Raw genomic sequence first — 15709 nt, 5'->3', positions numbered from 1 at the left:
ACATACGCAGAAAAGCAACTCATGAACGAGCATCAGCGTCTTCCATTATCGCTTTCACTCTTAAAATGGTCTGCCGTGTGGTGTCAAATTCGCGGGCGATCGCGCTGATACTCTTCCCTTCACTAAGACGCAAGAACACCGCTTTCTTTTGTTCGTCATCCAGAGCCGGCGGGCGGCCGAAACGCTTTCCGGATGCCTTAGCCCGCGCAATACCAGCATGTGTACGTTCAAGTAGCAGATCGCGCTCAAATTCAGCAACCGCCGAGATTACCTGCATTGTCATCTTTCCGGCCGGACTGGTGAGGTCTACCCCTCCCAGCGCCAGGCAGTGTACCCGTATTTCTGACGCAGAAAGTAGCTCAACGGTTTTTCTGATATCCATGGCGTTTCGCCCGAGGCGATCCAGCTTCGTTACGATTAAAACGTCCCCGTTTTCCATTCGATCAAGGAGACGCATAAATCCAGGGCGTTCAGCAGCCGCGACTGAACCACTTATGTACTCTTCAATCAGTCGCTGGGGTCTGATGGCAAAGCCGGCCGCTTCGATTTCACGACGCTGGTTTTCAGTGTTCTGTTCGAGGGTCGATACCCTGCAGTAGGCAAAGACTCGTGACATGTAGTTATTTTGTGTACGAAATAGGTGTACTTATTATAGCGCATGTCCGAAATTAAAAACACTAACTTTCGGACAGGCTATATTCTACATGTACGAAACCGGACCGTTTTCGGTCAGCGCAAAGCGATAATTTAAATAAACTATATGCAGAGGAAGCATCTATGCCACGGAGACAAATACTCAGTAGTGAAGAAAAAGAACGCTTGTTGGTTATGCCGGATGATGACCTTCTTCTGACGCGCATGTGCTTTTTGAGTGAACATGACCTCGCGCTTATTAATAAACATCGCAGGCCAGCTAACCGCCTGGGTTTTGCTGTTTTACTTTGCTATTTGCGAGGACCAGGATTTCCTCCGGACAAAAGTATTTCACCTCACGACGGTGTTGTCTCCCGCCTGGCAGCTCATTTGAAACTTCAGCCTGATTTGTGGGCTGAGTACGCCTCAAGAGAGGTCACCCGCTGGGAGCATCTGGCTGAACTCTATCGCTACCTGGAATTATCCCCCTTTAACCGGGCGCAACAAAAAACCTGTATTCGCCACCTTTATCCTCACGCCATGCGGACAGACAGAGGTTTTTTACTCGCGGAGGAAATGCTCTCCTGGCTCCACAATAATAAGGTTATTTTCCCCTCTGTTGAGGTGATCGAACGAACCCTGGCTGAAGCAACAACGCTTGCCGACAGGGCTGTTTTTTCTGCGCTGACCGCGCAGCTTGAACCGGGGCAAAAAGCGGCACTAGACCGTCTGCTGGTATCTGAGGGGGAACAACCTTCACGGTTGGCCTGGCTGCTTCAGCCTCCGGGGAAAATAAACGGCAAAAATGTCCTGCAACATATCGACCGGTTAAATGCGATAGAGTCGCTGGCACTGCCTGACGGTATTGCGCTTTCCGTGCACCAGAACCGGCTCCTGAAACTCGCACGCGAAGGCAGGAAAATGAGTAGTCGGGACCTGGCAAAATTCACTGATGTTCGCCGTTATGCCTCGCTGCTTTGTATCATATCGGAAGCCAGAGCCACCCTGACCGACGAAGTTATTGATCTGCACGAGCGTATTCTGGGCAGTCTGTTCAGCAGGGCAAAACGAACGCAGACCGAACGGCTCCAGCAAACGGGGAAGCTGATTCAGAGCAAACTGAAGCAATACGTTACCGTCGGGCAGGCATTACTTAACGCCAGAGAATCCGGGGAAGATCCCTGGGCCGCAATAGAAGATGTCCTTCCCTGGCAGGAATTCATCACCAGCGTGGAAGAGACGCGGTTCCTGTCACGTAAGGATAACTTCGACCCGTTGCATCTGATCACAGAAAAATACAGTACGCTGCGTAAATACGCCCCCCGGATGCTGTCCGCGTTGCAGTTCAGGGCTGCACCCGCCGCCATGCAGCTTAGTGACGCGCTGGATACCGTCAGAGATATATATCGTAAACAACTCCGAAAAGTACCGCCTTCCGCGCCAGTCGGGTTCATCCCGGAAAGCTGGAGAAAGGTGGTGATCACCCCCACCGGCATTGACCGACAATATTACGAATTTTGCGTGCTGAATGAGCTGAAAGGAGCTTTACGTTCAGGTGACATCTGGGTAAAGGGATCACGCCGCTACAGGAATTTCGATGATTATCTAATCCCGTCTGGCGATTTTGAAAAATCACTCCGGGATCACCAGCTACCCCTTGCTGTTCCGGGCGATTGCCATGAATACATCGAGAGTCGTTTGACGCGACTGGCATCGCGCCTGGAGGAAGTGAATGCAATGGCGCTGGCCGGTGATTTACCCGATGTTGATATATCGAACAAAGGCGTGAAAATTACTCCGCTGGATAACAGTGTCCCTTCAGCAGCATCCCCTTTTGGTGATCTGGTTTATGGCATGCTGCCTCACCCTAAAATTACTGAAATGCTGGATGAAGTGGACGGCTGGACTGGTTTTACCCGCCATTTCACACATCTCAAAAACAATCACGTCAGACCTAAAGACAAAAAGTTGTTACTGACCTCCATTCTTGCCGATGGGATCAACCTTGGGCTGACAAAAATGGCCGAATCCTGTCCGGGAACGACAAAATCGTCACTTGAGGGCATTCAGGCCTGGTATATCAGGGATGAAACCTATTCAGCCGCGCTGGCCGAATTAGTCAATGCCCAGAAAAAGCAACCTCTGGCGGCATTCTGGGGCGATGGAACAACGTCATCATCTGATGGGCAGAACTTTAGGGTGGGGAGTCACGGGCGTTATGCGGGTCAGGTCAATCTGAAATACGGTCAGGAGCCAGGAGTGCAAATTTATACGCATATTTCGGACCAATACAGCCCGTTTTACACCAAAGTCATCAGCCGCGTACGGGACTCAACACACGTACTTGATGGTCTGCTGTACCACGAAACTGATCTGGAAATTACAGAGCATTACACCGATACCGCAGGTTTCACTGATCATGTTTTTGCGCTAATGCATCTGCTCGGGTTTGCTTTTGCGCCAAGGATCCGGGATCTTCATGACAAACGGTTGTTTATTCATGGAAAAGCTGAGTTGTATCCGGGGCTTCAGTCAATCATCTCCACAACCAGCCTGAATCTAAAGGAAATTGAAACCCACTGGCATGAGGTCCTGCGTCTGGCAAGCTCTATAAAGCAGGGAACGGTAACAGCATCACTGATGATGAAAAAGCTGGCAAGCTATCCGAAACAGAATGGTCTGGCAAAGGCGCTGAGAGAGATTGGGCGTATCGAAAGGTCATTGTTTATGCTGGACTGGTTCAGGGATCCTTCACTGCGTCGACGCGTACAGGCGGGATTGAATAAAGGTGAGGCCCGCAATGCCCTTGCCCGAGCGGTCTTTATGCACCAGCTGGGTGAAATCAGAGATAGGGGGCTGGAGAATCAGAGCTATCGAGCCAGCGGTCTTACGTTGCTGACTGCGGCGATCTCACTGTGGAATACGGTATATATAGAAAGAGCGATAGATTCTTTGAGACGGAAAGGGATCCCGATTAATGAGCAACTGATTACCCATCTGTCACCACTGGGATGGGAACATATCATCCTGAGCGGGGATTACGTCTGGCGAACAAACCTCAAACTGGGACAGGGTAAATACCGCGCATTACGCTCAGTGGATAGTAGTCTGTACAAAAAACAGGCTTAGCGTAGGATATTTTCCGTTTTCCAAGCGGACCCCTATACACAGTATTCCACAGCGAGATCGCAGTCGTCAGAAGCGTCAGACCACTGGCGCGATAGCTCTGATTTTCCGGATTTCTGTCCCTGATTTCTCCCAGCCGGTGCATAAATACCGCCCGCGCCAGCGCGTTACGGCTTCACCTTTATTCAGCCCCGCCTGTACTCGCCGACGCAGTGCAGGATCGCGGAACCAGTCGAGCATAAACAGCGTTCGCTCAATGCGGCCAATTTCTCTCAGTGCATTGGCAAGTCCGTTTTGCTTGGGGTAGCTGGCTAGTTTTTTCAGCATCAGAGATGCTGTCACGGTTCCCTGCTTTATCGAGGTCGCCAGACGCAGCACTTCACGCCAGTGAATTTCGATCTCTTTCAGATTCAGGCTGGTCGTTGATATCAGTGACTGAAGCGCCGGCTATTGGTCAGCTTTCCCTTTGATAAACAGCTTCTTGTCGTGGAGATCCCTGATTCGCGGACAGAACGCAAATCCCATCAGATGCATCAGGGCAAAGACATGATCGGTTAAACCAGCGGTATCGGTGTAATGCTCCCTGATTTCCAGGTCGCTTTCGTGGTACAGCAAGCCATCGAGAACATGGGTTGAATCCCTGACCCGACTGATTATGCAGGTGTAAAACGGGCTGTATTGATCCGAAATATGGGTATAAAACTGACGTCCGGGCTCCTGCCCATATTCCGGGTTAACCTGCCCTGCGTAGCGGCCTGAGCTGCCTGTTCTGAAATTCTGTCCATCTGATGATGACGTTGTCCCGTCGCCCCAGAACGCCGCCAGTGGTCTTTTTCCCTGCGCATTCACCAGCTCTGCAAGAGCAGCTGAATAGGTTTCATCGCGGATGTACCATGCCTGAATAACTTCGAGTGATGATTTGGTGCTACCGGGGCAGGCTTCTGCCATTTTGGTCAGGCCAAGATTGATACCATCCGCAAGGATGGTAGTGAGGAGCAGGCGGGTATCGGGACGGGTAATGTCATTTTTTATATGCGAAAAATGTCGGGTAAACGTCGTCCAGCTGTTTACCTCATCGAGAATCTCCGTGATTTTAGGGCGCGGTAGCATGCTGTAAACCAGCTCTGCCAGCGGTGAAACCTGCGCCGGAACGCTGTTGTCCAGCGGAGAGACTTTTACGCCCCTGTCGGAAATCTCTACATCGGGCAGTTCACCAAGGGCAGCCATGGCATTGACCTCTTCAAGTCTGGACTGAAGCAGGGTCATGCGGCTGGTAATGTAGTCATGAAAATCAGCAGATACGGGCAATGGCAGCGCCGATGTGAGTTTGTCAAAGTCCTTTTCGGAAATGAGGTAATCATCAAAATTTTTGTAGCGGCGTGAACCTTTAACCCAGATGTCTCCGGAGCGCAACGCCCCCTTAAGCTCGCTGAGCGCACAAAATTCATAGTACTGCCGGTCAGTGTAATTACCACCTTGCGCCAGCTTTCGGGGACAAAATCCAGCGGCGCTGTCGCCGGAACTTTACGTGACTGTTTCCGGTACATATCCTTAATCACAACCAGCGCATCAGCCAGAGGTTGCGCTGCCGGAGTTGCGACTAACTGTAAAGCGGACAACATGCGCGGGGCATATTTCCGTAATGTGCTGTATTTCTCAGTAATAATATGCAGCGGGTCAAAATTATTTTTTCTGGCGAGATGACGTGTTTCCTCCAGACTGGCGACAAATTCAGGCCATGGGAGTATGTTTTCTATTACGAGCCATGGATCGCCACCGGAATCGCGGGCATCAGACAGCGCCTGACCGACATTGATGTACTGCCTCAGTTTTGACTGGATCAGCTTGCCGGTCTGCTGAAGGCGCTCAGCCTGTGTTCTTTTGGCTTTGCTGAAAAGGCTGTTCAGCATTCGCTTATGCAACTCAGTCACTTCGTCTGTCAGTGTGGCTCTGGCTTCTTCCAGCACGCACACCAGGATCGCATGACGCCGGGCTGCTGAAAATCGGGTCAAATCCCGGCTGCTCATCTTTCGGCCTTCCCGCGCCAGTTTCAGCAATCGGTTCTGGTGAATGGTACGATCTATACCTTCCGGTAATGCCAGCGATTCAATGCTACTGAGCCGATCAAGATGTTGCAGCACGTTCTTACCATTGATTTTACCCGGAGGTTGCAGAAGCCAAGTCAAACTGGAAGACTGATTATCCGATGACTCAAGTAAACGATCCAGAGCATCCCTGTGAGCCTGAGTTAACGGGGCATTCAGGGTCTGAAACACGATTTTATCGCCACCTGCCATGGCCTCAGCACAGGTACGCTCCACGACATCAATCGCGGGGATTATCACGTTGTTCTGCCGGAGATAGATTAGTAACTCTTCAGCCAGGAGAATACCTTTATCGGTGCGTGTCGCCATCGGCAGCAGGTGTGTAATACAGTCCTGTTGTATTTTGCCGGTGAACGCCTTTACGCCAAGATAGCGGTATAGTTCGGTTAAATGCTCGCGCCGGGTGGTATCCCTGCCAGAAAGGTAAGCAGGCCAGAGATCCCCGGTAAGTTTTAGCCTGCTGGCGATATGCTTCAGCAGCGCATCAGAGGGTGGGATTTTTTTATCCGGTGCAAAGCCGACATTTTTCAGATAGCAAAGAAGGACGGCAAAACCAAAACGGCTGGCAGGTTTACGGTGGGCACTAATAAGCGCCAGATCATGCTCACTAAAATACGCCATTCGTGTCAGCGTTAACTCATCGTCCGGTAATGCCAGTAATGATTCTCTTTCCGACAGAGAAAGAATCTGCCTCCTTGCCATATAGTTTCCCTCATAAATTATCCGATGCGGTATTTTTAACAAAAATGGTTATCGCATAAGGGAACACCCTGACGCCATATTCAAAACGTGACGGCACACGATGAATGAAATAACCTATATGCGATAGATTAAATGCAATAACCTAAATGCGATAACGTGGTGGAAAAATGTTCATCAGAGCTTATTTAAGGGCATCGACGGAAGATCAGTTCGCCGATCGGGCAAAAGAGATGCTGGAGCAGTTTGTTCAGGAGCGGGGACATAAAATAGCCAGTTACTACCGGGAGAACATCAGCGGTACAAAACTTGACCGCCCGGAACTGGGGCGCTTACTGATGGACAGTCACCGCAATGATATTTTACTGGTCGAGCAGATAGACCGTCTGACCCGTCTGAGCAACAGCGACTGGATGACGCTGAAAAAGCAAATCGAGCAACACGAGCTGCGGATTGTCAGCCTCGATGTACCCGCCTCATGGCAGGCGCTGTCAGATAAAGATCCTTCGCAGGCTGACCCAATCACCCGCGCCGTGATAACCGCCATCAATAATATGCTTATCGACCTGATGGCCGCGATGTCGCATAAGGACTTGCTGAGCCGCCGCCATCGGCAGAAGCAGGGAATTGAACGGGCACATACGCTGGGAAAATGCCGGGGCAAACAGGCCGATCAGGAACGACATAAGAAAGTTCTGTATTACCGACAGGTCAAGAAACTGAGCATAAGAGAAACTGCTGAAGCCACCGGTTACAGTACATCTCAGGTCTGCAGGATTCAGGCCCTGTTCAGGCCTGAAAATTAAGCACATTTTCTGAGGCTGGAAATCAACTCATGCTGACAGCCTGAGCCTGTTGGCATGGTAAGCAATGTGCTCACCAATAAAGCTGGAAATGAAATAATAGCTGTGGTCGTAACCAGTATGATATCGGAATGATGTGTTGATGTTCATCTCATTGCACACTCTTTCAAGACTTTTAGTGCGTAACTGATCTTCATAAAAGGCGTCACTTAATCCCTGGTCAACAAAAATTTCTGGTAATTTCGCACCCTGTAAAATGAGACTGACGGGATCGTAGTGCTCCCACGTTTTTTTATTTTCACCCAGGTACGCGGTGAATGCCTGTTGTCCCCATGGCACCTGAGAAGGTGACACTATTGGTGAAAATGCCGATACACTCACATATTCATCAGGATTTCGCAGCGACAGAACCAGCGCTCCCAGCCCCCCCATGGAGTGACCGGATATTGATTTCCTTGATGTTACAGGTAAATGCTCCATGACAACATCCGGAAGCTCATGGAGAATATAGTCATACATCCTGTAATGGATGTTCCACGGATGTTCCGTCGCGTTCAGATAAAATCCGGCACCCTGGCCCAGATCGTAGCTGTCAGCATCTGCGACATGCTCTCCACGGGGACTGGTATCAGGAACAACGACGATGATGTTGTTCCTGGCGGCATAATGCTGCATACCCGATTTGGTGATGAAATTCTGCTCCGTACAGGTCAGACCCGAGAGCCAGTACAGCACCGGCAGTTTTTCTGTTGCTGCTTTGGGGGGAAGATAAACACCGAAATTCATCTCACAATTAAGTGTTTGTGAATTATGGCGGTATACGTTTTGCCAGCCGCCAGCGCTGGCATGCTGCTCGATGAGTTCCATCAGCCTCTGTCTCATGGTTATTTCCCCTGACAGGGAGTCAGGGGAGGTCTATTCATAGCCGGACATCAGATGAACGTATAAGCCGTGATTTTGTTACCCGCAGGGTCTCGCAGGTAGGCTGCATAGGCTCCAGGGAGATGGCTGCGCGGGCCAGGCTGACCTTCATCTTTCCCTCCGGCGGCAAGGCCCGCGGCGTGGAAAGCATCAACTTCTTCCGGACTTGCAGCTGCAAAGCCGACAGTAACGCCGTTGGCCGATGGCGCTTCACCGTTGCCCGGACGTGCAATAATAAAGGCTGGCTTTTCGCGACCATAAAGTACCCAGCCATTGCCAAACGGGCCGAGGTTATTGATGCCAAGCGTACCGAGGACAGCATCGTAAAAAGCAGCGGATTTTTCAACATCGGATGCACCGATGAAGACGTGGGAAAAAACGTCATTACCTGAAATTACAGGTGTTGCCATGATCCATTTCCTTCAGTTGGTTTGACTCAGTTGAGACGCTATCAGTAACGGATTACCGTACGGATTGATTTACCTTCATGCATAAGATCGAAGGCCTCATTGATTTCATCCAGCGTCATCGTGTGGGTAACAAATGGCTCCAGTTCAATTTCACCCTTCATGGCATCTTCTACCATGGCCGGAAGCTGCGTACGGCCTTTCACTCCGCCGAAAGCAGAACCTTTCCATACGCGCCCGGTAACGAGCTGGAATGGACGGGTGGATATCTCCTGCCCGGCGCCGGCCACGCCGATGACAATGGACTGGCCCCAGCCACGGTGAGCACTTTCCAGCGCCGCACGCATAACGTTGACGTTACCGATACATTCAAAAGTGTGGTCAATGCCCCATTTGTTGATTTCAAGCAGCACATCTTTAATCGGTTTGTCATGGTCGTTCGGGTTGATGCAGTCGGTTGCACCGAACTGACGGGCAAGTTCGAATTTGGCCGGGTTGGTGTCGATAGCGATAATGCGTCCTGCTTTTGCCTGGCGAGCCCCCTGAACGGCAGCCAGACCGATTGCGCCAAGACCAAAAATAGCGACAGAATCTCCAGGCTGTACTTTCGCTGTGTTGTGAACAGCGCCAATCCCGGTAGTCACGCCACAGCCCAGCAGGCAGACGTGTTCATGGTTTGCCTCCGGGTTAATTTTTGCCAGAGAAACCTCGGCCACTACCGTATACTCACTGAAGGTGGAGCATCCCATGTAGTGGTAAAGAGGCTGGCCGTTGTAAGAAAAGCGGGTGGTTCCGTCAGGCATCAGTCCTTTTCCCTGAGTTTCGCGAACCGATACACAGAGGTTCGTTTTCCCGGACTGACAGAATTCACACTCCCCGCATTCGGCGGTGTAAAGCGGAATCACATGGTCTCCCGGCTTCACGCTGGTCACGCCTTCACCGACCTCCACGACGACACCGGCCCCTTCGTGGCCGAGAACCACCGGGAAAACGCCCTCAGGATCGTTCCCGGAGAGGGTAAAGGCATCGGTGTGGCAGACACCGGTGTGGGTATTTTTAATCAGCACCTCGCCTTTTTTAGGTGGTGCAACATCAATTTCAACAATCTCCAGGGGCTTCCCTGGTGCAAATGCAACGGCAGCACGTGATTTCATATGTAAATTATCCTCAATGTGATGGCTTAGCTATTTAAGATAGGCGCGAACCAGTTCAATCGTATCGTCAACGGATTTACTGATTTCATGGCTGTAGCTGTCATTCTGGTCAAAGGTTTCCCGTATGTGGCTCTCGAGCACCTCTGCCATAAGACCGTTAGCTGCTCCGCGAACGGCAGCTATCTGCTGAAGAATGGAACGGCATTCAGCACCATTTTCCAGCGCTCTTTCCAGAGCATCAATCTGACCCCGAATGCGGCGAACACGGGTAAGGGCCTTTTTTTTCTCTTCAGGAGTACTGGGCATTATTTACCTCACCATTTTTGATTTTATATACTATAGTGGAGTATATAACTAGCGTCAATACATACTCCACTATAGTACAAAGAAGGATAAACACAATTATTTATATTTACGATATAAATCATATATTTATATGGTTTCTGGTTGTGATGCTGCCGGAAGGAAAGTTACTACAAAAATGATATCTACCGATACAGAATTTGGGGCATAGGCGGTTCTGTTAAATTTCGGCAGATATTGGCTCATCATTGATGGTCAAAAAATGAGCCTAACGTACAATAATTTTCGATATCCAAACTGACCCCTAATAGCGCTCAGTGCTTTGGCATTCCACTTTGAGCGTTTCACGTACCATGTTGAGCAGTTTCTTTCATCAATCACGGTACGATTATCCCGGTAATCTCCCTGTAATCACATCATCGAAACGGAGTAACACATGACTTCACAACTTAACTGGCAGGCACCGGCCATAAATCGCAAAAAAGTGGGCGACATGACTGTGACCATGCTCAGTGATGGTTACCTGGACGTATCCTTCGAGCTGCTGTCTGGCATTGATGGCTCTCGTGGGTTGCGCTCCTGATGTAACTTCAGCGCCAATGCTTTTTTCGTCGGACTGAGCAGAGCTGGTCGTCCGCCCTGACGTCCCCGCATACGGGCGGCCGATAGACCAGCCTGGGTGCGTTCACATACCAGATTGCGCTCGAACTCCGCCAGTGCACCAAAAAGATGGAAAACCAGGCGGCCGCCACTGGACGTGGTATCAATATCTTCCTGAAGGCTGCGTAAGCCCACCTGCAATCCGTCAAGTCTTTCGACCAATTGCAGCAGATTTTTCAGCGATCGCCCCAGTCGGTCCAGCCGCCAGATAACGACGGTATCACCGGGCCGGAGAGAATTGTTCAGTCTGGCCAGTCCTTCGCGTTCTGCCTGGGCACCACTGACTTTATCTTCAAAAATGCGCTCGCACCCTGCAAGCATCAGGGCATCACGTTGCAGATCGAGATGTTGATCGTCGGTGGAAACCCGCGCGTAACCAATCAGCATTGTATCGATTCCAGTAAGTCACCTGATTTGAGTATAGATGGAAAATGAATACTGGAATGAGATGGTGTAATCCTGCATCGCGGGTGCAGGTCACTTAATAATGAGACGGGAGTGAGTCCAAAAAACGGTCGTTTTATGGAAGGTAAGCGTTGTGGCTCTTGAAGCAGAAGATCCCTTTGCATGGGATCTTCTGTCCAGGAATTTAATTGCTGAGTTCTGCTGTCATGTATACGCGGTTTTTATACAAGGCACTGACGATTTTATAGGATGCATTTTCACTGACTGCCTGTTGAGCCACTTTTGCCTCTGCACCTTCAAGCGTCGAATCAGTCACGCTGACCGTTTTAGCAAAGGCATTTGCACTCATAAAAGCCAGAACAGAAATTAACACAATACGTTTAGCTGAAAACATGGAATAAACTCGTTACATCATGATGACATGCATACCAGACCACTTCCGCTCATCCACGGAAGTGGCTGGTATGACATAAATATTCAGGAAATGACCACTGAGTGGCTACAGATTTGGGGAATTAGAATTCCTGACTGGTTGGGCGCAAAACAATTTCGTTGATATCAACATCGGCAGGTTGCTCGATGGCATAGGCAATCGCTCTTGCTACCGAATCGGCAGGAATAGCTTGTTTATAGAAGTCGATGACGAAGTTTGAACTATCCTGGTCAGAACTCCCCAGCTTCAGCTCACTGTCGATGGCTCCGGGACTGATAGTGGTCGTGCGAATATGCGCACCCACTTCATGACGCAGACCCTCAGAGATAGCCTTCACCGCGAATTTGGTCCCGCTATATACCGTGCCGCCAGGGCTGAATACCTTGATACCTGCAACCGACGCCAGATTAATGAAATGACCGGATTGCTGCTTTTCAAAAACAGGAAGGGCTGCCGCAATACCATAAAGAACGCCTTTGATGTTGATATCAATCATGCGATCCCACTCGTCGGTTTTGGCAAGACTGAGTGGAGCTATCGACATCAGACCCGCGTTATTCACCATCACGTCAACACGGCCAAAAGCTTCAATGGCTTTGTCGATAATATTCTGGACATCTGCTTTACGCGTCACATCAGCTTCAACAGCAATAGCCTGGCCACCATCAGCAATAATCCGGGCAGCCAGCTGGTCGAGACGCTCCTTGCGGCGAGCAGACAACACCAGAATAGCGCCTTTTTTTGCCAGGTTCAGGGCTGTAGTTTCACCCAGTCCACTGCTCGCACCTGTAATGACGACAACCTTTTTATCGATATTATTCATCGTATTAGCCTCTGAAATGAATGATTACTTTCTGAACGGGGTTAAGTATCGCAGCGCAAAGTGGCATAATAAATGGAAATTAATACTTTTCAGAATTCCTAAATATGGAACCATGAAACTTCAAGGAGCGGCTACGATGCAAAACAAGCTGGAGATGCTGCGTATTTTTTGCGTGGCTGCCGAATCACGAAATTTTAAGGAAGCGGCGATGCTACTGGGGATATCACCCCAGGCAGTCACCCGGGCAGTAAAGGAACTTGAAGAGCAGCGGGGAGAAATTTTATTTTACCGGAGTACCCGACAAATAAAGATAACTGCAGATGGAGAACGTCTTGCAAAACAGGCGCGCCAGGCGGTTGACTCTCTTGATTCGCTGTTAGTAAAAGGCGTTAAGGATAAAACTGATGAAATGGGGGGGACGGTGAGATTAACTATGTCTTCGGTATTAGGCCGAAAACTGGTTGTTCCTGCACTGGCTGAATTTGCGCGTCAGTACCCGGATATCGTGGTGGACTGTGTGCTGACCGACTCGCACAGCGATGTTATCGATGAACGTATCGATATAGGTATCCGTTTTGGATTTTTGCCTGACAACCGGTATGTGGCGCGCGAACTGGCAAAGATTCATTTTTACCCTGTCGGTACACCTGAGCTGATTGATAAGGTTGGAATGCCTGCCAGCATCGCTGAGCTGGATTCCTATCCTCTGACGGCATTGTTTGATCATAAGACGGGTCGCTATTGGCCCTGGACATTTACCGAAAGCCGCAGCTTCATCCCGTCGAAACCTCGCTTTATTGCCGATGATCTTGAGGCTGAGTTCCAGACTATTCTGGCCGGTGTTGGATTTGGGCATATGCCGGGATTTTTAGTTCTGCCGTGGCTTAAAAGTGGCAAGCTTATTCAGATACTCACCGAGGAGACATCACCCGTCTGGCGGTTGTACCTTTACCGCCCTCAGCGTGGGCCAACGCCATTGAGGATCAGAGCGCTGTTTGACTATCTTGTAGACGTGCTGGGTGAACTGGAAACCTGACCCGAAAAGGGGTCAGGTTTATTCAGACAGGATCAACCCTGACAATGATCTTTCCGATTTGTTGATTTGATTCGAGATACTGGTGTGCTTCCCGCAGCTCTTCAAATTTAAAGCATTTATCTATCTGTGGCTTCAGAAAACCGGCCCCCATGCAGCTCAGGATAAAACGCTTTGCTTTTTCCCGAATGGCTGGATCATTCAACACTTCCAAAAAGAGGAAGCCCCGCATAGTGAGACTCTTGCGTAATGCCAGTCGCAGAGGAAAAGGCGTTACATCAGGACTCAGCGCACCATGCATGACCATACGTCCTTTTGCGGACATGGCCTGTGCGATATGTTCAATCTGAGGTCCACCAACAGCATCAAACACGATATCAAGATGCTCACCCCCCAACCGCGAAACAATCGCCTGATAGAGGTCAGGTTCATCTTCACTGGCAATGACATCTTTCACACCTAAGGCAAGCAGACGTTCCTTTTTCTCCACCGTCAGGGTGCTGGCAATCACTCTGGCTCCGGCAGCTTCTGCAATCTGAACCGCAGCCAGGCCAACACTGCTTGATGCAGCAGTGACCAGTACGGACGCACCCTTTGTCAATTCCCCGGCATGCACGATCCCACCCCAGGCGGTAAGGTATTGCATCCATACTGATGAGGCTTCTTCCCAGCTCAGACTGTCAGGTTTATGCACCAGATAGCTTTCAGGGATCAGCAGCTTATCTGCGCAAGTGCCAAAACGCGCCAAGCTGTCAGAAGGCAACACTGAAACATTATCTCCAGGAGAGAACTGCTTAACACCTTCGCCCGTAGCCAGCACCACGCCAGCACCTTCGTAACCAAGGCGAGAGGGAAATACGGCCTTCTCGATATAAGTACCCCGTCTGAACATGGTGTCTGCCCGGTTAAGACCGATAGCTTTCATCTGAATCAGCACCTCACCTGCTGCCGGTAAGGCAACAGGCAGGTTTTCGAGTTCAAGGACGTCGGCTTCTCCGGTGCAGTTAAAGCGCCAGGTTCTCGCCATCAGGCCGTTAAATGACATCAATCACAACCTTGATGGAAGCTGAACCATCCTGAACTGCGTGGTGGGCATCAATGGCCTGGTCTAGTGAGAAATGACGAGCATCAACGACCGGACGAATTTTGCCTTCTTCAACCAGACGGGTGGCGGTTTTCAGAACTTCACCGTGATGAGCACGACGTTCACCTGTGAGCATTGGCAGCAGAATAAAGACACCCGACAGGGTTGCACAACGCAGCGATGACGTAGCCAGGTTATGGTCACCAAATGCAGCACAGCTGGTGATATGGCCGTAATAGCGCGTCATGGAAAGTGAGGCGTCGAGGACAGGGCCACCAACCGTATCGTAAACGATATCAAAGCCTTCACCATCGGTGCATTGCTCAATGATGTCCTGCGTGGAAACCTTTGTGTAATCCAGCGGGAATGCGCCCAGCGTTGTAATCAGCTCCTGATTTGCCGTACATCCGGTTGCAGCAACTTTTGCACCGAGTGCATTTGCCAGCTGGACAACCATGTTACCTACGCCACCGGCGCCACCCTGTACCAGCACATGTTGACCAGCCTGTACATTGGCATTATCAACAAGGCCAGACCATGCCGTGAGGAACGTTAACGGCAGAGCTGCGGCTTCACGCATGGAAAGGTTACGTGGTTTGATGGCAAGCAGGTCTGCATCTGCAGCAATGAACTCAGCCAGTGAACCCTGAAGGCCGCGAACGCCACCGGCCAGGCCGTAGACTTCATCTCCAACACGGAACTGGGTTACGCCTTCACCGACAGCAACCACTTCCCCTGCCATATCAGTACCCTGCACAGCAGGGAGCTGAGGCATGGCGTACGGAGCCTCTCCAAGACGAATTTTATAATCAATCGGGTTTACACCGCTGGCATGAACACGCACCAGAACCTGACCAGCCTGTGGTTGTGGCACCGGGAGTTCTTTACGGGCAAATTTATCATCACCGAAATTTTCGAGTACGAGAGCAGTCATTGTCTGGTTCATGTGTATTCCTGTTATGTAATTGGGGACGGACAGAAGATAACAGGAACCAGTCATCCATTTAATGGCATAGTGTGGATTATATAATTCCAAAATTAACACCAATCAGATATATCGTTGGGATGCCTGACGTGTTTTCAGTTAATGTGGGTTTGTGAAAATGGAATGCAGGTCGAC

The 15709-nt window shown here is 50.2% G+C and carries 13 protein-coding genes and 1 pseudogene; 3 read left to right on the top strand and 11 right to left on the bottom strand.

The window, feature by feature from the left end:
* Positions 1 to 19: 19 nt before the first annotated feature.
* Entirely contained in the window at positions 20 to 616 is a 597-nt protein-coding gene (locus PVE98_RS23645) for a recombinase family protein (protein ID WP_033755777.1), read from the bottom strand.
* Positions 617 to 777: 161 nt separating this feature from the next.
* Here PVE98_RS23645 and PVE98_RS23640 point away from each other — a divergent pair, with 161 nt between their 5' ends.
* Positions 778 to 3762, top strand: coding sequence for a Tn3 family transposase (locus PVE98_RS23640; RefSeq protein ID WP_069729921.1), 2985 nt, complete (start codon positions 778 to 780; stop codon positions 3760 to 3762).
* Positions 3763 to 3796: 34 nt separating this feature from the next.
* On the opposite strand, the pseudogene PVE98_RS23635 reads toward PVE98_RS23640, so the two are convergent.
* Positions 3797 to 6566 (bottom strand): annotated as a pseudogene (locus PVE98_RS23635) (Tn3 family transposase); the annotation flags it as partial.
* A gap of 167 nt (positions 6567 to 6733) precedes the next feature.
* Between PVE98_RS23635 and PVE98_RS23630 the strand changes: the two are divergent.
* Positions 6734 to 7369, top strand: a complete 636-nt coding sequence (locus PVE98_RS23630) for a recombinase family protein (protein ID WP_069729920.1) — start codon at positions 6734 to 6736, stop codon at positions 7367 to 7369.
* Positions 7370 to 7396: 27 nt separating this feature from the next.
* Here the strand turns inward: PVE98_RS23630 and fghA are convergent, their stop codons facing one another.
* The 7 genes from fghA to PVE98_RS23595 all read right to left on the bottom strand — a co-directional run bounded on the left by fghA (position 7397) and on the right by PVE98_RS23595 (position 12472).
* Positions 7397 to 8233: an S-formylglutathione hydrolase gene (gene fghA, locus PVE98_RS23625; protein ID WP_069729923.1), complete on the bottom strand. Its 837-nt coding sequence runs from the start codon at positions 8231 to 8233 to the stop codon at positions 7397 to 7399.
* A 65-nt stretch (positions 8234 to 8298) separates the two neighbouring features.
* Positions 8299 to 8697, bottom strand: coding sequence for a VOC family protein (locus PVE98_RS23620; RefSeq protein ID WP_069729919.1), 399 nt, complete (start codon positions 8695 to 8697; stop codon positions 8299 to 8301).
* A gap of 41 nt (positions 8698 to 8738) precedes the next feature.
* The gene (gene frmA, locus PVE98_RS23615) at positions 8739 to 9848 is read right to left on the bottom strand and encodes an S-(hydroxymethyl)glutathione dehydrogenase (RefSeq protein ID WP_000842086.1); all 1110 of its coding nucleotides are present in this window, start codon (positions 9846 to 9848) and stop codon (positions 8739 to 8741) included.
* 30 nt (positions 9849 to 9878) lie between these two features.
* Positions 9879 to 10154 carry a formaldehyde-responsive transcriptional repressor FrmR gene (gene frmR, locus PVE98_RS23610; protein ID WP_069729918.1) on the bottom strand — a complete coding sequence of 92 codons (276 nt, stop codon included), beginning with the start codon at positions 10152 to 10154 and terminating at the stop codon, positions 9879 to 9881.
* A 516-nt stretch (positions 10155 to 10670) separates the two neighbouring features.
* Entirely contained in the window at positions 10671 to 11198 is a 528-nt protein-coding gene (locus PVE98_RS23605; RefSeq protein ID WP_069729917.1) for a recombinase family protein, read from the bottom strand.
* Between the two features lie 202 nt (positions 11199 to 11400).
* A complete protein-coding gene (locus PVE98_RS23600; RefSeq protein WP_048242214.1) occupies positions 11401 to 11610 on the bottom strand; it encodes a DUF1471 domain-containing protein in 210 nt (69 codons plus the stop codon).
* A 121-nt stretch (positions 11611 to 11731) separates the two neighbouring features.
* Entirely contained in the window at positions 11732 to 12472 is a 741-nt protein-coding gene (locus PVE98_RS23595; RefSeq protein ID WP_069729916.1) for an SDR family oxidoreductase, read from the bottom strand.
* 136 nt (positions 12473 to 12608) lie between these two features.
* On the opposite strand from PVE98_RS23595, the gene PVE98_RS23590 reads away from it, so the two are divergent.
* A complete protein-coding gene (locus PVE98_RS23590) occupies positions 12609 to 13508 on the top strand; it encodes a LysR family transcriptional regulator (RefSeq protein ID WP_069729915.1) in 900 nt (299 codons plus the stop codon).
* 22 nt (positions 13509 to 13530) lie between these two features.
* Here the strand turns inward: PVE98_RS23590 and PVE98_RS23585 are convergent, their stop codons facing one another.
* Positions 13531 to 14550, bottom strand: a complete 1020-nt coding sequence (locus tag PVE98_RS23585; protein WP_032669228.1) for a zinc-dependent alcohol dehydrogenase family protein — start codon at positions 14548 to 14550, stop codon at positions 13531 to 13533.
* Positions 14540 to 15535, bottom strand: coding sequence for a zinc-dependent alcohol dehydrogenase family protein (locus PVE98_RS23580; protein WP_069729914.1), 996 nt, complete (start codon positions 15533 to 15535; stop codon positions 14540 to 14542). The genes PVE98_RS23585 and PVE98_RS23580 overlap by 11 nt, the downstream gene beginning before the upstream one ends.
* Positions 15536 to 15709: the final 174 nt, after the last annotated feature.

It is taken from the genome of Pantoea sp. GABEPS69 (assembly GCF_045780835.1).
In the GTDB taxonomy this organism is placed as follows: domain Bacteria; phylum Pseudomonadota; class Gammaproteobacteria; order Enterobacterales; family Enterobacteriaceae; genus Pantoea; species Pantoea septica.
Note: the sequence above shows the minus strand (reverse complement) of the source record. Positions and strands in the feature narration are given on the sequence as shown.